The 19507-nt window shown below is 67.7% G+C and carries 19 protein-coding genes; 15 read left to right on the forward strand and 4 right to left on the reverse strand.

Annotated elements, in window-relative coordinates:
• Positions 1–6: 6 nt before the first annotated feature.
• Entirely contained in the window at positions 7–1365 is a 1359-nt protein-coding gene (locus AC57BR_RS23700; RefSeq protein WP_496365020.1) for an AI-2E family transporter, read from the reverse strand.
• Between the two features lie 192 nt (positions 1366–1557).
• Between AC57BR_RS23700 and AC57BR_RS23705 the strand changes: the two genes are divergently transcribed.
• The 8 genes from AC57BR_RS23705 to AC57BR_RS23740 all read left to right on the forward strand — a co-directional run bounded on the left by AC57BR_RS23705 (position 1558) and on the right by AC57BR_RS23740 (position 10914).
• On the forward strand, positions 1558–3321 hold the full coding sequence (locus tag AC57BR_RS23705) for a hypothetical protein (RefSeq protein WP_496365022.1): 1764 nt from the start codon (positions 1558–1560) through the stop codon (positions 3319–3321).
• A 79-nt stretch (positions 3322–3400) separates the two neighbouring features.
• Positions 3401–4384, forward strand: coding sequence for a co-chaperone YbbN (locus AC57BR_RS23710; RefSeq protein ID WP_496365024.1), 984 nt, complete (start codon positions 3401–3403; stop codon positions 4382–4384).
• A complete protein-coding gene (locus AC57BR_RS23715) occupies positions 4384–5487 on the forward strand; it encodes an NADH:flavin oxidoreductase/NADH oxidase (RefSeq protein ID WP_496365026.1) in 1104 nt (367 codons plus the stop codon). Before AC57BR_RS23710 ends, AC57BR_RS23715 begins: the two co-directional genes overlap by 1 nt.
• Positions 5488–5560: 73 nt before the next feature.
• Positions 5561–6325 carry an ABC transporter ATP-binding protein gene (locus AC57BR_RS23720; RefSeq protein ID WP_496365028.1) on the forward strand — a complete coding sequence of 255 codons (765 nt, stop codon included), beginning with the start codon at positions 5561–5563 and terminating at the stop codon, positions 6323–6325.
• A complete protein-coding gene (locus tag AC57BR_RS23725) occupies positions 6307–7878 on the forward strand; it encodes a transporter (protein ID WP_496365030.1) in 1572 nt (523 codons plus the stop codon). Before AC57BR_RS23720 ends, AC57BR_RS23725 begins: the two co-directional genes overlap by 19 nt.
• 82 nt (positions 7879–7960) lie before the next feature.
• On the forward strand, positions 7961–8743 hold the full coding sequence (gene nagB, locus AC57BR_RS23730) for a glucosamine-6-phosphate deaminase (protein ID WP_496365032.1): 783 nt from the start codon (positions 7961–7963) through the stop codon (positions 8741–8743).
• 51 nt (positions 8744–8794) lie between these two features.
• Positions 8795–9136, forward strand: a complete 342-nt coding sequence (locus AC57BR_RS23735) for a DUF3039 domain-containing protein (protein WP_496365034.1) — start codon at positions 8795–8797, stop codon at positions 9134–9136.
• Entirely contained in the window at positions 9136–10914 is a 1779-nt protein-coding gene (locus AC57BR_RS23740; RefSeq protein ID WP_496365036.1) for a DEAD/DEAH box helicase, read from the forward strand. The genes AC57BR_RS23735 and AC57BR_RS23740 overlap by 1 nt, the downstream gene beginning before the upstream one ends.
• 42 nt (positions 10915–10956) lie before the next feature.
• Here the strand turns inward: AC57BR_RS23740 and AC57BR_RS23745 are convergent, their stop codons facing one another.
• Both AC57BR_RS23745 and AC57BR_RS23750 read right to left on the reverse strand, forming a co-directional pair.
• On the reverse strand, positions 10957–11592 hold the full coding sequence (locus tag AC57BR_RS23745; protein ID WP_496365038.1) for an isochorismatase family protein: 636 nt from the start codon (positions 11590–11592) through the stop codon (positions 10957–10959).
• Between the two features lie 9 nt (positions 11593–11601).
• Positions 11602–12930 carry a nicotinate phosphoribosyltransferase gene (locus AC57BR_RS23750; RefSeq protein WP_496365040.1) on the reverse strand — a complete coding sequence of 443 codons (1329 nt, stop codon included), beginning with the start codon at positions 12928–12930 and terminating at the stop codon, positions 11602–11604.
• Positions 12931–13026: 96 nt separating this feature from the next.
• On the opposite strand from AC57BR_RS23750, the gene clpS reads away from it, so the two are divergent.
• The 6 genes from clpS to rdgB all read left to right on the forward strand — a co-directional run bounded on the left by clpS (position 13027) and on the right by rdgB (position 17397).
• On the forward strand, positions 13027–13407 hold the full coding sequence (gene clpS, locus AC57BR_RS23755) for an ATP-dependent Clp protease adapter ClpS (RefSeq protein ID WP_496365042.1): 381 nt from the start codon (positions 13027–13029) through the stop codon (positions 13405–13407).
• Complete coding sequence (locus AC57BR_RS23760) at positions 13400–13966, forward strand: DUF2017 domain-containing protein (protein WP_496365044.1); 567 nt, start codon at positions 13400–13402, stop codon at positions 13964–13966. Before clpS ends, AC57BR_RS23760 begins: the two co-directional genes overlap by 8 nt.
• Positions 13967–14089: 123 nt before the next feature.
• Positions 14090–15115, forward strand: a complete 1026-nt coding sequence (murI, locus tag AC57BR_RS23765; protein WP_496365046.1) for a glutamate racemase — start codon at positions 14090–14092, stop codon at positions 15113–15115.
• Positions 15112–15909 carry an MBL fold metallo-hydrolase gene (locus AC57BR_RS23770; RefSeq protein WP_496365047.1) on the forward strand — a complete coding sequence of 266 codons (798 nt, stop codon included), beginning with the start codon at positions 15112–15114 and terminating at the stop codon, positions 15907–15909. The genes murI and AC57BR_RS23770 overlap by 4 nt, the downstream gene beginning before the upstream one ends.
• A 70-nt stretch (positions 15910–15979) precedes the next feature.
• Positions 15980–16738 (forward strand): ribonuclease PH, encoded by a 759-nt coding sequence (gene rph, locus AC57BR_RS23775; protein ID WP_003805875.1) that lies wholly within the window; start codon positions 15980–15982, stop codon positions 16736–16738.
• Entirely contained in the window at positions 16735–17397 is a 663-nt protein-coding gene (gene rdgB, locus AC57BR_RS23780) for an RdgB/HAM1 family non-canonical purine NTP pyrophosphatase (protein ID WP_496365049.1), read from the forward strand. Before rph ends, rdgB begins: the two co-directional genes overlap by 4 nt.
• Positions 17398–17493: 96 nt before the next feature.
• Here the strand turns inward: rdgB and AC57BR_RS23785 are convergent, their stop codons facing one another.
• Positions 17494–18267 carry a VTT domain-containing protein gene (locus AC57BR_RS23785; RefSeq protein WP_496365220.1) on the reverse strand — a complete coding sequence of 258 codons (774 nt, stop codon included), beginning with the start codon at positions 18265–18267 and terminating at the stop codon, positions 17494–17496.
• A 68-nt stretch (positions 18268–18335) separates the two neighbouring features.
• Here AC57BR_RS23785 and AC57BR_RS23790 point away from each other — a divergent pair, with 68 nt between their 5' ends.
• Entirely contained in the window at positions 18336–19370 is a 1035-nt protein-coding gene (locus tag AC57BR_RS23790) for a 3'-5' exonuclease (RefSeq protein ID WP_496365051.1), read from the forward strand.
• The last annotated feature ends 137 nt before the right edge of the window (positions 19371–19507 follow it).

Below are 19507 nucleotides of genomic sequence, written 5' to 3' on the forward strand. Positions count from 1 at the left end.
CTGTACTTAGTGCTTGTCCTGGCGGACGATGTAGATCTCCTTGATGAGCAGCAGGGTGGCAGCCGCGGTAGGGATGGCAATGAGTGCGCCCAGGACGCCGAGCAGGCTGCCGCCGGCTATCACCGAAATGACCGCGACGGCGCCAGGTACTGCCACGGCCTTCTGCATGATGCGCGGCGAGATGAAGTACGCCTCGAACTGCAGGTAGGCGAAGTAACAGATGGCGTAGGCCAAGGCGGACTGCCAGCCCAGCGTCAGGGTGATCAGGATGACCACCACGCCGGCGATCAGTCCGCCAACCAGCGGAATGAAGGCCAGCAGCGCCACGACGAAGGTCAGCAGCACGGCGAACGGCACGCCGATGATCGACATCACGATGAAGGCGAAGGTGGCATTCAGGAGGGCGACCACAGCCTGGCCGATGACGTAGTTGCCCACAGAGCGGGTGATCTCCTCGGACAGCGCCTCCACGCGTGCCCGCCGGGACCGCGGCGCCAGCCGGTAGCCCCACTTCTTCATCGCGGGAAGGGCGGCGAGGAAGTAAAGGCTGAGCACCAGCACGATCAGCGTGCCGAAGAGGCCGTTGGCCACCGTCGACCCGAATCCGAGGACGCCGCCGAAAATGCCGCTCATGGCCTCGGGGTTCTTGACGAACTTGTCCAGCTCCTCGGTGATGCGGTCACGGACGCCGAACTGGTTGTCCAGGGTCCGGAAGAAGTCGGAGTTGATGAAGTCCCGCACCCACACCGGGGCCTGCTTCACGAGCTCGGTCACCTGCTCCACGATCGTGGGGATGAGGGTGGCAAAGAAGCCGACCACCGCGATCATCAGCACGGACACCGATACCAGGATGCCGGCGGGCCGGGGGATCTTCCGGCCCTCCAGCCAGCGCACCACCGGGTCCAGGCCAAGGGCGATGAACAGGGCGGCCACGATCCACAGCAGGAGCTGGGTGGTGTGGGAACCGATCCAGTAGACCAGGAGGGCCAGGCCCACGCCTACGGTACCCATGAACCCCAGGTACAGCGGGTGCTGGGCCGAAATGCGGGGCCCCGGGGAACCGAAACGTGCGGTGTCCGCAGGTTGCTCTGCTTCGACGCCCTCGGGATGCTCTGGCGGGAACTCAAACCGTAGCCTGGGCTGGGCGCCGGGGATTGGCTGGCGCAGGCGCCGCAACACGGCGTCCAGGGCAGCTGGCCGGCCCTTTGTCCTTACGGGCTTCTGCGGCAGTGCGGGCCGCGGCGCGGCGCCGGGTGCTGCCGCACTGTGTGCAGCAGTGTCCTGTGCTGCCGGCGGGCTCTGGGGGGAGTCGGCGTCGGGCAGTTCTTCGGGGCCGCGCATGGACGGATCCGTGTGTTCAGTCACTGCTTTTTGATGCCTTTACCGTCCGTGGCGCCGCGGCTGCGGGCCGGGTGTGATGATCATCGCAAACACTATCAGCAGCCTTGTGAATAGCCGGGCGGGCGGCGTTTCCCCGGAGTGGCAGCCGGGCTCCTGAACCCCCCGATCCGGCCTATTGGTAACAAAACGGTTACTATTGGAGGTAAACCCCCGCTGATGATAGGTATTCCTTTGCGTTTCAAGACTGCAGTTGCACTTGTGCTGCTCGGCCTCCTGACACTGCTGGCCGGCATCGGGCAGAAGACCTTTTGGGCCCCCGCTGAGACAGTGACGGCAACGGCTTCCGCCGGCGAAGCCGCGCCCCTGACCGTTATCGACCAGAAGCTGCGCACCCTCGAAGGTGGAACGGTCAGCATCAAGGTCAAGGGTGAGGGCAGCTTCCTGCTCGCGGCAGGACGCCCGGATGACGTCGACGCCTGGGTGGGCAAGACCGCCCACAACACGGTCACCGGAATCTCCGAGGACAAGAAGTCGCTGCAGGTAAAGCACACCGACGGCGAAGCCAGTGCGCCGTCGCCGGCCGGTTCTGACCTCTGGGTCAGCACCGAGAACGCCAGCGGCGAGCTTGACTACACCTGGTCCGCCCCGGCCGACGGCGATTGGTCACTGCTGCTCGCAGCGGACGGAAAGAAGCCCGCGCCGTCGTCCATTTCCATGACGTTCCCCAATGACACCTCCATGCCGTGGGCCGTGCCTCTCATGGTCCTCGGCGGGCTCCTGATCCTCGCCGGCGGGGCATTGCTGGTCCTCAAGCCCAAGGGCGGGGCGTCCCGCGACGGCGGGTCCTCAAGCAACGGGTCCGCTGACAAGGCCGGCGACAAGCTGGGAAGCCTGTTCGCCCGGCGCGCCCGCGCCAAGGCAGCAGCCAAGGCCGGCGAACGGTCCTCCTCCGCCCGGCTCAGCGTGGTGGTTGCGGCCACCACGGCCGCTGTCCTTGCCGGCGGCGCAGCTGCCGCACAGGCCAGCACTTCGTCTGCCCCGGCTTCTACCTCCGCGGCACCCACGACGAGCGCGTCCGCTGCCCCCGCGGCCGGCGGCACACCGGTGGTGCTGGACGCCCAGTTCCGCCGCATCCTGGAACAGGTGGCCAGCGCCACCGACGCCGGCGACGCCGCGAAGGACGCCAAGAAGCTTGCCGCCCGCGTTGCCGGGACGGAACTTGAGGTCCGCACCCAGAACTACAAGATCAGGTCGCGGGTGGCCTCCTACGATGCACGCATGCCCGTGCGTTCCACAAAGCTGCTGACCACGGTGGTCACGGACAAGCGCGAATGGCCGCGCTCCGTCCTCGCCGTCACACAGGGTGAAGGCAACGTTGTGCCGCAGCTGCTCACGCTCGTGCAGAAGTCCCCGCGGGAGAACTACAAGCTTGTGGGCACGTCACCGCTGCAGCCGGGCACCACTTTCCCGGCGATCGTACGCGGCGGCACGGAGTCGCTTGCCGCGGGCGACAAGTCCGGCCTGCTCTACAGCGGGCAGGAAGCGCTCGCCGGCCTGGCGGACCGGCTGACCAAGTCCAGTTCCACGTTCAAGAGCAAGCTGGTGGAAGGGGAGTCCTCCCCGTACATCGCGGACACGCTGTCCTACCAGGCTGACATTGTGAAGGACGGCGTGGACGGCAAGTTCGCGTTCACCCACAAGGTCGTTCCGGAAAATACTGTCGTGTTCCGCACGGAGGACGGCGGGGCCCTGGTCCTTGGCCGCCTGACCTTCAACTTTGATGGCACCCCCAAGGCGGAAGGCGACAAGCTGTCCATCGGCAACGATGCGGCCGTCCTCGCCGGTGGCAAGGAAACCACCACCGGCATGGTGCTGAAGTTCGCCGAATCCGTGGCCGTGTACGTGCCGCCGGCCGACTCGAAGGATCCGATGAAGCTCGTGGCGGCCACGCGCGGACTGGTTGGCGCCAGCTTCAAGTAGGGAACGGCCTCGTAAACCTGCCGTCACTGGAGCGGCCGCGGTGCTTACCGCGGCCGCTCTTGTGGCTAGAGTGGGAGCTATGAGTTCGCCAGCTTCCCGCCCTGTCCCTTCGGCCGCGAGCCAGCTTAACCTTCGCGGCGCCGTCGACCTCTCCTCCCTCAAGCAGCGGCCGGCGCCGCCGGCGCCGAACAATGCCCCCGCGGCAGGTGACCCAGAGGCCCAGCAGGCCGACGGCGGACCCGCCCTCCGGGTGGACGTCACCGAGGCAAACTTCCAGAGCCTCATCGAGCTGTCCGCCCAGGTGCCTGTGGTGTTTGCCCTCTGGGCCGCCTATTCGCCCGAATCGGCCGGTGTGCTGGATGCGCTTGACCGGAACATCCGGAGCTACGGCGGCCGGCTGGTCCTCGCCGCCGCGGACGTCGAAGCGTTCCCGCAACTGGCTCAGGCATTCCAGGTGCAGGCCGTCCCCACCGCAGTGGCCGTGCTCAAAGGCCAGCCGGTGCCGCTCTTCCAGGGTGGCGCGGACGAGCAGCAGATCCGCCCCCTGCTGGACGAACTGCTGACGGTTGCCGCCGCCAACGGGGTGACCGGCAACGTTGGAGGTGGCGCAGGTTCATCAGAAGAACCCGCCCCGGCCCCTCTGCCGCCGCTTCACCAGAAGGCCTTCGACGCCATTGAAGAGGGTGACTACGCCGCTGCGGCCGCTGCCTACCGGCAGGCGCTCGCCGAGATGCCCGCGGACGCCGAGGCCAAGGCGGGCCTGGCGCAGGTGGAGCTCATGGAGCGCCTGCAGAGCCTTTCCGGACCCGAGGGCGAGGCCCTTCGCCAGCTCGCCGCGGATGAACCCGACAACCTCACAGCCCAGCTGGGCGTGGCCGACCTCGATCTCGCGGGCGGCCACGTGGAGGATGCCCTGAACCGCGTGGTCGCGTTCATCGGCAGGAACTTCGGGCCGGAACGCGAGACCGCCCGCGTGCGCCTGCTCGAGCTGTTCGAAGTTGTCGGGACCACGGACGAACGCGTGGGCAAGGCCCGCCAGGCCCTGGCACGGGTGCTGTTTTAGTGGCGGGGCCCGCGCTGTTCCGTCCCCTGAAACTGCGGTCCCTGGAACTGCAGCACCGCGGCTGGGTTTCACCGATGTGCCAGTACAGCTGCGAGCCTGACGAGGCGCCCGGCGTGCCCAACGACTGGCACCTCATGCACTTGGGATCGTTCGCCGCCGGGGGAGCGGCCCTGATCCTGACCGAGGCCGCGGCAGTGAATGCCGAAGGGCGCATCAGTCCGCGCGACGCGGGGCTGTACAACGACGAGCAGGCGCTGGGCTGGGAGCGGATCGTCCGCTTCGTGCACCGCCACGGTGTCGCCGACACAAAGATCGGCGCCCAGCTCGCCCACGCAGGACGCAAGGCGTCCACGTACTGGCCGTTTTCCGGCCGGAGCGGATCGGTTCCGGCGTCCGACGGCGGCTGGGAGACAGTGGGTCCGGGCGCCCAGGCGTTCGACGGCTACGCGCCGCCCGCCGCCATGGCGGAGGACGACATCCAGGGCGTCATCGCCGATTTTGCCGCCGCGGCGTCCCGTGCCGTCGAGATAGGCTTCGACACCATCGAACTGCACGGTGCCCACGGATATCTCCTTCACGAGTTTCAGAGCCCCCTGATCAACGACCGCACTGACTCCTGGGGCGTCAATGAAGAGGGGCGGAACCGGCTGACCCTGGCCGTCATTGATGCTGTCCGCAACGTCATCCCGGAGTCCATGCCGCTGCTGCTTCGCATTTCGGCAACCGACTGGGCAGAGGGCGGAATCAGCGTCGAGAACTCTGTCAGCCTGGCCGAGCAGGCCGCCGAGCGGGGCGTGGACCTCGTCGACGTGTCCAGCGGCGGGGCCGTGGCGCACCAGCAGATCCAGCCGGGACTTGGCTACCAGACGGATTTCGCAGCCCGGATCCGGCGCGAAACAGGAGTCGCCACCGGCACCGTGGGGCTGCTGACGTCCCCGGACCAGGCGGAGCATGTGGTGGCCACCGGTCAGGCCGACGGCGTCTTTATCGCCCGGGCGGCACTGCGGGATCCGCACTGGTGGCTCCGGGCCGCCTTTGAACTCGGCCACGACCTGCGCTGGGCGCCGCAGTATGAACGGGCCGTGCCGCGCCGTGCTTTTTGACGGCCGGGCCTTCTGAGTTTTCTACTCCTTCCGGAGGATCCCCACGGTGACAGGCCGCGGCTAGGGTAAGTGCATGAGCACTCCCTTAACAGCCCTCTCGATCAGGGGGCTTGCCAAGCGCTTCGGCACCAAGATCGCGGTGGACGGCATCAGCCTGGACGTTCCCGCCGGTTCGTTCTTCGGCATCGTCGGGCCCAACGGCGCCGGCAAGACCACCACCCTGTCCATGGCCACGGGCCTTCTCCGCCCGGACTTCGGAACCGCGGTGGTCCACGGGGTGGATGTCTGGGCGCAGCCGCTGGAAGCCAAGAAGCTGATGGGCATCCTCCCCGACGGCGTGCGGCTCTTTGACCGGCTCAGCGGTGAGCAGCTGGTCACCTATGCCGGGCTGCTCCGGGGCATGGACCGGGACGTCGTCGCTGCCCGGGTGCGGGAGTTGCTCGCAGCTTTGGACCTCAGCCAGGACGCGGGCACCCTGGTGGTGGATTACTCCGCCGGCATGACCAAGAAGATCGCGCTGGCCTCCGCACTGATCCATGCTCCGAAGGTCCTCGTGCTGGACGAGCCCTTCGAATCGGTGGATCCCGTCTCCGCCGCCAACATCAGGGACATCCTGGACAGGTATGTGGCCACGGGCGGCACCGTGATCGTGTCCAGCCACGTGATGGACCTCGTGCAGCGGATGTGCGACCACGTCGCTGTGATTGCCGGCGGCCGGATCCTGGCCGCGGGCACGGTCGACCAGGTGCGTGCCGGCGCCACCCTCGAAGAACGGTTCGTGCAGCTCGTGGGCGGGCGGAGCCGGACGGAGGGGCTCGAATGGTTGCGCACCTCCTGAGGCTGAAGCTCACGCTGCTCCGGAACGGCCTGCGGCGGAGCCCCTGGCAGCTGGTGGGGCTGGCGTTCGGCGGACTGTATGCGCTTTTCATCGTCGGCATGTGCGTGGTGCTGCTGGTCCTGCTCCGGCAGGAGGACCCGGGCCTGGCCCAGACCGTTGTGGTGCTTGGCGGCTCGGCGGCACTGCTGGGCTGGGGAATTGTGCCCGTCATTGCCTCGGCCGTGGACATGACGCTGGACCCTGCCCGGTTCACGACGTCGGCCGTGCCCATGCCGCAGCTTCTGGCCGGCCTTGCGCTGGGTGGCCTCATCGGGCTCCCCGGGCTGGCCACCTCGATTGTCGCCCTGGGCACCGTGGTCACCTGGTCCCGGGGGGTCCTGCCAGCTGCTGGCGCGCTGGTCGGCGCCGTCCTGGGCGTGCTGACCTGCGTGGTGTTCTGCCGGGTCGTCACGACGGCTACTTCGAGCCTGGCTGCATCACGGCGGTTCAAGGACGTCAGCGGCATCGCCTTCATGGTTCCGCTGGTTCTCCTGGGTCCGATCACCGCCGGCATCTTCCAGGGCATGGCCGGGTCCGGGGCCTTCCTGTCCGACCTGGCCGGCAAGATTTCCTGGACGCCGCTGGGGGCCGCCTGGTCGCTGGGCGGCGACCTCGAAGCCGGACAGCCGGGCCCGGCGGCACTCAAGCTGCTCATTGCCGCGGCCTCGCTGACGGGACTTTCCTGGTGCTGGAAGCTGCTGCTGGAGCGTGCCCTCGTCACGCCGCCCTACAGCGGGAGCAGCCGCCGGAAGGGCGGGCGCCTGGGGCTGTTCTCCCTTCTGCCCGCGACGCCGGCCGGTGCTGTCACGGCGCGGGCACTGACCTACTGGTTCCGTGATCCCCGGTATTCCGGTTCGCTGGTGGTCATTCCGCTGCTGCCGGTTGTGCTGGCTTTCCAAGGCAGCCAGACCAACGACTACGGCGTTCTGATGATCACCGGGCCGCTCACGGCGTTCCTCCTGGCATGGTCCATTTCGGGGGATGTGTCCTACGACAACACCGCATTTGCCCTGCACGTCGCGGCCGGTGTGCGGGGAGTCGATGACCGGCTGGGGCGCGCGCTGGCCTGCCTGGCGTTCGCGCTGCCCACGGTGCTGGTCCTCGCCGTCGTGCCCTTCTTCATCACAGCGGACTGGGCGTGGTGGCCCTCCATCCTCGGGATATCCGTGGGAGTGCTGCTGACCGGGCTGGGCCTGTCGTCCGTGGTGTCCGCCCGTTACACCATTGCCGTGCCCCTTCCCGGCGACAGCCCGTTCAAGAAGCCCCCGGGCAACGTGGGGCAGACACTGGCCGTCCAGTTTGGCGGGATGGGTGTCCTCCTGGTCCTGGTCCTCCCGGAGGCCGGCCTGGTCCTCGCACAGGTGCTCACCGGCGACCCGCTGTTTGGCTGGATCAACCTGGCGCTGGGTCCCGTCCTTGGCACGGCACTGTTCATTGTGGGGGTCCGGGTGGGCGGGCGCTGGCTCGATGCCCGCGGCCCGGAGCTCCTGGCCCAGGTGACTGTCAACCGCTGAAAACACCCAACCGCCGAATCCATCTGACGGGCGGCGACCGCGCCGTGGTTGACTAGCAGGACAGCTGAGAGAAAGGCCGAAAATGGAGGTCGTCATACTTCCGGGCGGCAGGCAGATTGCCTCCCTCGTGGCAGACGCGGTGGAAAGCCTGCTGCGGGGCAAGCCCGACGCCGTACTGGGGCTCGCCACTGGATCATCGCCGCTGCCGGTCTACGACGAACTCGCCCGGCGCCACGAGCAGGCCGGCCTGGACTTCAGCCGTGCCTACGGATTCACCCTCGATGAGTACGTCGGGCTGGAACCCGGTCACCCTGAGTCCTACCGGCAGGTGATCCGCCGCGACTTCGCGGACCGGGTCAACATCGACCCGGACAACATCCTCGGACCGGACGGAAGCGCCCCGGACATCCCGGCGGCCTGCCGTGCGTACGAGGACCGGATCAGGGAGCGCGGCGGCATCGATCTGCAGCTTCTGGGCATTGGCACCGACGGCCACATCGGATTCAACGAGCCGGGATCGTCCCTGGCATCCCGCACCCGGATCAAGTCGCTCATCGAGCAGACCCGGCGCGACAACGCCCGCTTCTTCCGCAGCCTTGACGAGGTTCCACACCACGTGGTGACCCAGGGGCTGGGCACCATCCTCGAGTCGCGGCACGCCATCCTGCTGGCCACCGGAGCCCAAAAGGCGCAGGCCGTCCACGACCTGGTGGAGGGGCCACTCGCGGCGATCTGCCCCGCTTCAGTCCTGCAGCTGCACCCGCACGCCTCCATCGTGCTGGACGAGGCCGCCGCGTCGTCACTGAAGCTCGCCGACTACTACCGGCACACCTACGACCACAAACCGGCCTGGCAGGGCCTCTGACCGGAACCTGCGCCCGGGTCCTCCCGCGGCCGCACCCTCGGAACGGCTAAGATGGATGCCATGAGTAGCATGACGGATCCTCTCGAGAACGACCCCATGCGTGAGCTTTCCGGCGCCGGATCGTCCACCGCAACGATTGAGCGCGAGGAACTGCGCCAGGAAGTGGAGCCCGGCGACCGTGAGCGCTTTGCACACTACGTGCGCAAGGAAAAGATCATGGAGTCCGCCATGACCGGCGAACCGGTCATCGCGCTGTGCGGCAAGGTCTGGACGCCCGGACGGGATCCGCAGAAGTTCCCGGTCTGCCCGATGTGCAAAGAGGTCTATGACGGCCTCCGCCCGGGCAACGACGGCGGCAGCGGGTCCGGCGGAGACTCAGGCAACAACAAATAGTGACGGAGACACTCTTCGGCGGACCCACCCTGCCCCCGGCTTATCCGGAACGTGCAGCCTGGGGAACCGCCCCGAAGCTCCGTGCCTGGCAGCAGGAAGCGCTCGACCTGTACTTCAGCAAGGCTCCGCGCGATTTCATGGCCGTGGCCACCCCCGGCGCCGGCAAGACTACCTTTGCCCTCAGGGTGGCCTCCATGCTGATCGAGGCCGGCACGGTGAACCGCGTCACCATCGTCGCGCCCACCGACCACCTTAAGCGGCAATGGGCTGACGCTGCCGCGCGCGTCGGCATCGCCATTGACCCGAACTTCAAGAATTCGGACGGCCAGCACGGCCGCGGGTTCATCGGCGTGGCCGTGACCTACGCGCAGGTGGCCAGCAAGCCCATGCTGCACCGGGCCAAGACCGAGGCCGCCCGCACCCTGGTGATTCTTGACGAAATCCACCACGGCGGCGAGGCCCTGTCCTGGGGCGACGGTCTCCGCGAGGCCTTCGACCCCGCTGCCCGCCGGCTGTCCCTGACGGGTACGCCGTTCCGGTCGGACACCTCGCCCATTCCGTTTGTGGAGTACACCGAGGACCGCGAGGGCATCCGCCGCTCGAAGTCGGACTACACCTACGGTTATGGCAACGCACTGCGTGACCATGTGGTGCGTCCGGTCATCTTCATGGCCTACTCGGGGCAGATGCGCTGGCGCACCAGCGCCGGCGACGAGATGGCCGCGTCCCTCGGCGAGGCGGCGGTCACCAAGGACATCACGTCACAGGCATGGCGGACCGCCCTGAACCCGGCCGGGGAATGGATCCCCGCCGTCCTGGCAGGAGCGGACAAACGGCTCAGCGAGGTCCGGCGGTCCGTTCCCGACGCCGGCGGCCTGGTGATCGCCACCGACCATGAGGACGCCCGGGCGTACGCCGGCCAGCTCAAGAAGATCACGGGCGAGTCGCCCACGGTGATTCTGTCCGATGATGCCAAGGCCTCGAACAAGATCGAGGAGTTCAGCGCGGGCGACAAGCGCTGGATGGTGGCCGTGCGCATGGTGTCCGAAGGCGTGGACGTGCCGCGCCTTTCGGTGGGCGTCTACGCCACCTCCACCTCCACCCCCTTGTTCTTCGCCCAGGCAGTGGGGCGCTTTGTGCGTTCCCGGAAGCGGGGCGAAACGGCCTCCGTCTTCCTCCCGTCCGTTCCCCAGCTGATGGCGCTGGCCAACAGCATGGAAGCCGAACGTGACCATGCCCTGGACCGGCCGCAGAACGATGACGCGGACGGCCTGATGGACCTCGAAGAGTCGCTGATGGACGAGGCGAACCGCGAGGAGAGGGCCTCGGACAGCCTGACCAAGGGCAAGTTCGAGGCGCTGGACTCGCAGGCGTCCTTCGACCGCGTGCTGTTCGACGGCGGCGAATTCGGCACCGGAGGCGACATCGGCTCCGAGGACGAACTCGACTTCCTTGGCATCCCGGGCCTGCTGGACGCCGAGCAAGTGGGTATGCTGCTGCGCCAGCGCCAGCACGAGCAGCAGGGCCGGAAGAAACGCCAGGGCCCCGCAGCTGAGCCCGCCGCCCCCGCAGTACCGGACCACCGGATGCTGATGGACCTGCGGAACGAGCTGGCGAAGAACGTGGCGGCCTGGTCTGCGCGGACGGGCACCCCGCACGGGGTAGTGCACACGAAGCTCCGCACCGTCTGCGGCGGGCCTCCCGTGGCACAGGCGAACGAGGAGCAGCTTCAGTCCAGGCTGAAAAAGCTCCAGGACTGGTTCATCGGCAGGAAGTAGCAGGGCAAACCAAAGCTGGGCAGGAAGCAGCCCGGCTGGGACCTACTCGAGGTCCACGCCGCCCAGCTCCATTTCGGCGTAGGTGTCGTCGAGGTCATCGGCGATGCCCACCGTCAGCCGCTTGATCACGGTGACGGAGTAGCCGGCCTGGACCGCATCCAGCGACGTGGCCATGACGCAGTGGTCGGTGGCGAGGCCCACCACCACAACGTCCTCGACGTCGTGGCTCTGCAGCCAGTCGTCGAGGCCGATTGCATCTTCCTCCGGCGCGTACCCGGGGTCGGCCGCGCCGGGCAGGGAACCGGGCTGCCGTTCACCGGTGGGGACGGCGTCTTCCGGCGCCAGCAGGCCCTCGAACCCGGAGTAGGCCGCGGTGTACAGGCCCTTGTGGAAGTATGCCTGGATGTGTTCGGTGTCGAGCTCCGGATGAAGCTCCGCACCCTGGGTCCCGGCGACGCAGTGCGGGGGCCAGGTGTCCTTGAAGTCAGGGGCTTCCGAGAAATGGGCGCCCGGATCGATGTGCCAGTCCTGCGTGGCCACGATGTGGTCGAACTGCCCGTGGTGGTTCTCGACGTACTCGCTGATGGCCCCGGCCACAGAGGCCCCGCCCTCCACCGGCAGCGCGCCGCCCTCGCAGAAATCGTTCTGGACGTCGACGATGATGAGTGCCCGTGCCATCAGTTGTCCTCAGTTCTCTTCGTAGATTGTGGGGATAGCCGGCTCGCCGCGGTGCAGGCGATGGACCACGGCCGGCAGTTCGGCCAGCGAATCAGCGTGGCGCTGCCGGGCCCGGAGGACGCCTTCGTGGCCAGTCCAGCCCGGCAGGAGTTCGCCGTTCTTGATGAACTGCTGCAGTAGCGTGCGGTCATTTCCGTCGTCGGCGGGCCGGTGGCCCACGCCGATGAGCTCCTGAGTGGCCGTGCCGTTGTCGTTGAGCCGGCGGAGGGCGTACTTGCGCCCGCCCTTGCTCGTCTTGTTCTTGGCGGCCTTGGCCACCGAGACGAAGTCGCCGGCGTCGTTGGTCCGGCTGACCAGCTTGTAGACCATGCTTGCGGTGGGTGCCCCGGAGCCGGTCACGAGGGAGGTGCCCACCCCGTACGAGTCAACGGGGGCGGACTGCAGCGCCGCAATCGCGTATTCGTCCAGGTCCGAGGTCACCGTGATGCGGGTGTGCTCGTTGCCCAGGTCATCGAGCAGCTGCCGGACCCACTGCGCCTGCTCCACCAGGTCGCCGGAGTCCAGCCGCACGGCGCCCAGCTTGTCCCCGGCGATGTCAACGGCCGTACGGACGGCGGTCTCGACGTCGTACGTGTCCACCAGCAGCGAGGTGCCGGCCCCCAGGGAGGCGACCTGCGCCTCAAAGGCGTCCCGCTCGGTGTCATGCAGGAGCGTGAAGGAGTGGGCGGCGGTGCCCACCGTCTTGAGTCCGTACCGCAGCCCGGCCTCAAGGTTCGAGGTGCTGTCAAACCCGGCGATGACGGCGGCACGGGCGGCAGCCGTGGCTGATTCCTCCTGCGTCCGCCGGGACCCCATCTCGATGCAGGGCCGCTGTCCGGCGGCCATCACCATGCGCGAAGCCGCCGAGGCGATGGCGCTGTCGTGGTTGAGGACGGACAGGACGTAGGTCTCCAGGATGCACGCCTCGGCAAACGTCGATTCGACGATGAGGATGGGGGAGTTGGGGAAATACGCCTCGCCCTCGGCGTAACCCCAGATGTCGCCGGTGAAGCGGAAGTCGGCCAGGTAGTCGAGCGTTTCCTTGTTAACCACGCCGGTGCGCGCCAGGAATTCGAGTTCCGCCTCGCCGAACCGGAATGCCATGATGCCTTCCAGCAGCCTGCCCGTACCGCCCACAATCCCGTACCGGCGGCCGTCCGGGAGCCTGCGCGCGAACGCCTCGAACACGGCCTTGCGGTGCGCGGCGCCGGAGTGGAGGGCCCCCTGCAGCATGGTCAGCTCGTAATGGTCGGTGAACAGGGACGTGCGGGGCTGCTCCCAGCTGGCGGAGTTACTCACAAAAATCACTCTAGTCCCCACCGGCTCCCACGTCTCGCTTCGCTTCGCCGCGGGGCCCTCGCCGGCGTGGGCCCATCATCGCCATAGAATGGACAGATGACCTTAAGCGTTGCGCTCGGCCCTGACACCCAGGAGAGCATCCAGACCGGAACGGCGGTGTCCACCGACGCACTGACCGCCCCGGACGTCCCTTGGAACCTTGTCATCTGGAATGACCCCGTCAACCTGATGAGTTACGTCAGCTACGTGTTCCAGAGCTACTTCGGCTACTCGGAGACCAAAGCCAACAAGCTGATGCTCGAGGTCCACAGGAAGGGCCGGTCCATCGTTGCCCATGGCAGCAAGGAACAGGTGGAACAGCACGTGGTAGCGATGCACGGGTTCGGCCTGTGGGCCACCGTGGAGAAGGCAACCGGCGGAGACAGCGGGGGCGGCAAACGCGGCGGCCCGGGCAAGGGCAAGGGAAAACGTGGCTAAGGCTTTTAAATCCGGACTCAAGGGCATCACCGGTTTCCTGGAACCGGCCGAAAGGGAACTGCTGCGCAGCCTGTTCGCCGACGTCATCTCCATGCTGGAGCCGGCCGACCGCGGCTCCGAGGATCCGCTCGCCGCGATGATCGGACTGGACATGGAGGTCCGGGAACCGTCGGACCGGGCTCTCCGCCGGCTGCTGCCCAATGCAGTGAAGGACGACGCCGCGGCCGCACTTGAGTTCCGCCAGCTCACCGAACGCTCGCTGCGGGAAAGCAAGGTCGGCGCCCTGCGCGCCGCCGCGCTGGGCCTGGACAAGGACGAGCTCGTCCTGACACCTGCTGATGCCCGGCACTGGTCCACCGCCCTCAACGATGTACGGCTGGTACTCGCCGAGCGGCTCGACATCCGGGACGAGGCGGACGCCGACCACGTCCACCAGATGCAGGACTGGTCCCAGGCCGAGGACGTGGAAAGCTACCTCGCCCTGGTCTACAACTTCACCACGTGGCTGCAGGAGTCGCTTGTGCAGGCGATGCTGCAGTCACTGGACGCGCGGCCCTGAGCGGTTCCGCCCTGAGCGCTTCGGCTACAGAGGGTTTCAGCCGCCGGATGTGACAAATTCGACATGAGTCGCTCGCCACAAGTGATGGCCGCACCTCACGGGAAGACCTATCCTCAAATAATCATGACTTCAGCATCGAGCATGGATCCGGCAGCAGGAGCTGCAGCGGAGTCCGCACCGGCCGACGGCGTTAATGTGGGATCGCTGCCGATCGGCGTCTTCGACTCCGGGGTCGGCGGCCTCACGGTGGCACGGTCGATCATCGACCAGCTGCCGAACGAATCCATCCTCTACGTGGGCGACACCGCCCACGGCCCGTACGGGCCGCTGCCCATCGCGGAGGTGCGCGCCAACGCCCTCGGCGTCATGGACGAACTCGTGGACTCCGGCGTCAAGCTGCTCACCATCGCCTGCAACTCGGCGTCGGCCGCGGTGCTCCGGGACGCCCGCGAGCGCTACACGGCGCGCTACGGGATTCCCGTCATCGAGGTGATCCAGCCGGCCGTGCGCCGCGCCGTCGCGGCCACTCGCAGCGGCCGGGTAGGCGTGATCGGCACCTCCGCCACCGTGGGGTCCCGGGCCTACGAGGACACTTTTGCCGCGGCGCCTGACCTGGAGATCACGTCCGTGGCCTGCCCGGCGTTCGTGCCGTATGTGGAGGCCGGCATCACCACGGGGCCGGAACTGCTTGACATCGCCAGCGAGTATCTGGAGCCGCTGAAAGCCGCGGGCGTGGATACCGTGGTGCTGGGCTGCACCCACTATCCGCTCCTGACCGGTGTGATCTCCTACGTCATGGGCGAGGACGTCACCCTGGTCTCCAGCGCCGAGGAAACCGCAAAGGACGTCTACCGGGCGCTGGCCAGCAACGGCCTCGAACGGACGGACCCGGCGCCGCCGGAGCACAGCTTCATCGCCACCGGGGATCCGGGCCAGTTCGAAGCCCTGGCCCGCAGGTTCCTCGGGCCGGAGGTGCTCAGCGTCAAGCACGTGGACCACGTTGCGGCGCAGTACCCCACGGGCAGCCTGGCCCGGATCACCCCGGAAATGATCGCCGCCGCGCGGAACGCGGCAGCACGCCCGCGCATCTCCAACTTCGTCGGGCAGGCCGCCGGCAGCGGGGCAGCCCCCGGGGGGTCTTTCCGGTGAAACTCACCATCGTCGGCTGCACCGGCTCGTTTCCCGGCCCCGGGTCACCCGCCTCCTGCTACCTGCTGACCGCCAACGACGGCGAACGGGTCTGGAAGGTGGTCATGGACCTGGGCAGCGGGGCCCTGGGCGCCATCCAGCGATACACCGACCTCGAGGACATCGACGCGATCTTCCTCACACATTTGCACCCCGATCACTGCATGGACCTTTGCGGCCTGCACGTGGCGGTGCGCTGGAAGCCGGGCGGCTGGGACAGGGGAAGGATCCCCGTCTGGGGTCCCGCCGCCACCGCCGACAGGATGGCAACCGCCTACGGGCTGGACCTGGATCCGGGGATGCGCGAGGAGTTCGACTTCACCAACTGGGCCGAGCGCCAGTCCGTCACCGTCGGGCCTTTCACGGTGACGCCGTTCGCCGTGAACCACCCCGTTGAGGAGGCCTACGCGCTGCGCGTGGAGGTGACCGAGCCGGACGCCGCCGGGAATGCCGTGACCCGCGTGCTGACCTATTCGGGCGACACCGATTCGTGCCGCGGGCTGGAAGAGGCGGCCAAGGACGCCGACCTCTTCCTCTGCGAGGCGGCCTTCGAGGAAGGCCGCGACGACGGCATCAAGGACGTCCACCTGACAGGCAAGCGGGCCGGGGAGGCAGCCACCGCCGCCGGCGCGCGCCGCCTCCTCCTCACCCATATCCCGGTGTGGACGTCACAGACCAAGGTCATGGCCGAGGCACGTCCGGCCTTTGCCGGTGACGTGGCCGTGGCCGTGGCGGGCGTACACTACACCGTCTGAGCTGGAACTGACCTGACGTGGCACCGATTGACGTGGCACCGTCGCGCCTGCGGCTCGATAAGCTAAAGGCATGACTTCCGAAGCAACCACTGCCCCCGTCATCCGTGCCGACGGCCGCACCCCGGACCAGCTCCGGCCCATCAGCATCACCCGCGGCTGGTCCAAGCAGGCCGAGGGATCGGCCCTCATCGAGTTCGGCAACACCCGGGTCCTGTGCACCGCTTCCCTCACCGAAGGCGTTCCGCGCTGGCTCAAGGGGGAAGGCCGTGGCTGGGTGACCGCCGAATACGCCATGCTTCCACGCGCGACGAACACCCGGTCCGACCGCGAGTCCGTCAAGGGCAAGATCGGCGGCCGCACGCACGAAATCTCCCGCCTGATCGGGCGCTCGCTGCGTTCGATCATCGACACGAAGGCCCTGGGCGAGAACACCATCGTGCTGGACTGTGATGTCCTGCAGGCCGACGGCGGCACCCGGACGGCCGCCATCACCGGCGCCTACGTTGCGCTCGCCGAGGCCATCCGCTTTGCCCGCGAGAACAAGATGATCGCACGCAACGCCCAGCCCCTGATCGACACCATTGCCGCTGTGTCCGTGGGGATCATCGACGGCATCCCCATGCTGGACCTGCCGTACATCGAGGACGTGCGGGCCGAAACCGACATGAACGTCGTGGTGACCGGCTCCGGCAAGTTCGTGGAGGTCCAGGGCACGGCCGAAGGCGCACCCTTTGACCGGGACGAACTCAACAAGCTGCTGGACCTGGCCCTGCTGGGGACAGAACAGCTGGCGGCCATCCAGCGCGAGACCCTGGCCGAAGCACCGTGAGTGGCCACGACGCTGTGAGCGGCGGACCTGCACCCCGGCTGGTGCTGGCCACCCGCAACGCCGGCAAACTGCGGGAGCTGCGTGAGCTGCTGCGCGGGCAGATCCCGGGGCTCGACGTCGACACACAGGTGGTGGACGCGGCCGCTGTCGGAGCCCCCGACGTCCCGGAAACCGGGGTGACCTTTGCGGAAAACTCGCTGCTGAAGGCGCGGGCGGTGGCCGAGGCCACGGGCCTGGTGGCCATCGCCGACGACTCCGGGCTGTCCGTGGATGTCCTCGGCGGCGCGCCGGGGATTTTCTCCGCGCGCTGGGCCGGCCGCCACGGTGACGACGACGCCAACCTGCAGCTGCTGCTGGCCCAGCTGGCGGACGTGCCGGACGGCCACCGTGGAGCCGCCTTTGTGTGCGCGGCGGCCCTTGCAGTGCCGGCGTCGGCATCCGGGGACGGGGCCCGCGAAGTGGTGGAGTACGGGCAGCTTGCCGGTACGCTGCTGCGTGAGCCGCGGGGTGAAGGCGGGTTTGGCTACGATCCCGTCCTGGAACCCCTGGGCCTGGACCGCAGCTGTGCCGAGCTCAGTCCTGAGGAGAAAAACGCCATCAGCCACCGCGGCCTGGCGTTCCGTGCGCTGCTTCCCTCGATCGTGGAGGCCCTGCGGTAGTTTCTCTTTGGTAAACAGCAACGCGGGGTCACTTACCGCCCAATCCGGTCATCCCATTGGGCGCTAAGTGACCCCGCGTTGCTGTTGCCCGCGGTATTAGTCGAGGTTCGTTTTGCGCTCGGCCTCGGGCTCGTGCTCCTCGATGAACTCCTCCACCGGGTCCGTCCCGAAGGCCGCGGCCTCGCGCCTGGCGGCCATGCCACGGAGGACTTCGATGCCCACCGGGATGACCGAGAGGAGCACGATGACGATGAAGATGATGTCCAGGTTGTCCCGCACCCAGGGGACCTTGTCACCCAGCAGATAGCCGAGAAGCGTCACACCGCCACCCCAGAGGACAGCGCCGATGACGTTGAACAGGAAGAATTTCCGCTTGTCCATCGCGGCGACGCCCACGATGACGGGAACGAAGGTGCGGATGATGGGCACAAAGCGTGCAAGGATCAGGGCCTTGCCGCCGTGCTTTTCGAAGAACTTGTGTGCACTGTCGACGTTCTCATGCTTGAAGAGCCTTGAGTCCGGCTTGTTGAAGATGGCAGGGCCGGCCTTGGAGCCGATGAGGTAGCCCGTCTGGTTGCCAATAATGGCAGACACGATGATCAGCGCGGCGAAGAGCCAGATGTTGAACTTGATCGTGTCGGTCGCCACGAGGAGGCCCGCCGTAAACAGCATGGAATCCCCGGGCAGGAAGAACCCGATCAGCAGGCCGGTTTCTGCGAAGATAATGCCGCACACCAGCAGGACAACCCACGGGGCAAGGGCCGGGTCGGCGAGGAAGACCTGGGGGTTGAGCCAATCGGGCAGGAATGATGCCAGATGCGGCTGGACGGGGCCGGCGCCACCCAGCGCGGGCACGGCAAAGTCGCTCAATGCATTTAAGTTCACGTTTCAAGGGTACTTGACGGGTTCCGCGCCACCGCCGGGCTACAGTTGTCCCCGTGAGTTTGGACTTTACGGCGATCGACTTCGAGACTGCCAACGGCTTCCGCGGTTCGCCGTGCGCCGTTGGCCTCACCAAGGTCCGTGGCGGCGTCATCGTCGAGGAGGCCTCGTGGCTGATGCGGCCGCCGGAAAACCACGACTCCTTTGACTACCACAACGTCCGCGTCCACGGCATCAGGCCCGAACAGGTGGCTGGCCGGCCCCGCTTCGGGGAGCTCTTCCCGGAGATCGGCGCGTTCATCGGCGGCGACATCCTCGCAGCCCACAACGCTGCCTTCGACCTTGGGGTGATCCGGTCCGGGCTTGAGGTCTCGGGGCTTCCCGGCCCTGCCTACGACTACGTGTGCACGGTGATGCTGTCCCGGCGCTGCTACTCCCTGGTTTCCAATTCCCTGCCCTTCGCCGCCGAGGAGGCGGGTGTGCCGCTCGTGAACCACCACGACGCGGGTGAGGACGCCCGGGCATGCGCCGGCATCCTCATCGACATCGCGGGGCGCAACCGGGCCAACAGCATCGCCGAGCTCTACCTTTCGCTGGGGCTGTCCATACCGCAGCAGCCGGCGTTCGACCCTTCCAGCGGTGAGCTGTCCAAGGCCACCGCCGCGGCACTCGCCGCCGCGGTCAATGGCAGCGCGCTCAATGGCAGCGCGGCCGGCGGCAGTGCGGCCCGGCCGTTCCGCAGCGGGTGGCCTGAGGAAGGGCCCAACCCTGAGCCCAATCCCGACGCCGAACCCGGGAATCCGCTCTTCGGCCAGACCGTCGTGTTCACCGGCTCACTCGCGATGCCGCGGCCGGAAGCGAAGATGCGGTCCGCGGAGCTGGGGGCGCGCCCCGAAAGCCGGGTCACGGCGCGGACCAGCGTCCTGGTGGTGGGGGACGGCTTCGTGGCAGGCGACCTGCGTTCCGGACGGCTCACCGGCAAGGCAAAACGCGTCCTGGAGCTGCACGACCGCGGCCAGGCCATCGAGGTGATCTCCGAGGGGGAGTTCCTGCAGATGGTGGGCGGCGCACCGGTACACATGGCGCAATAAAGCTTCCCCCGCCGCCACCGATTCTGCAGCCTGTCGAGTGACCCTCCCTCACGTCCCGCAGGCAGTTGAGTGACCCTCCCTCAGGTCTTGCAGGGTTTCCTCAGTCGCTTCCTCAGGTTCTGCAGGGTGTCTCGAAC

The sequence above is a fragment of the Arthrobacter sp. BGA-UO-ETr-C19 genome (assembly GCF_059568005.1).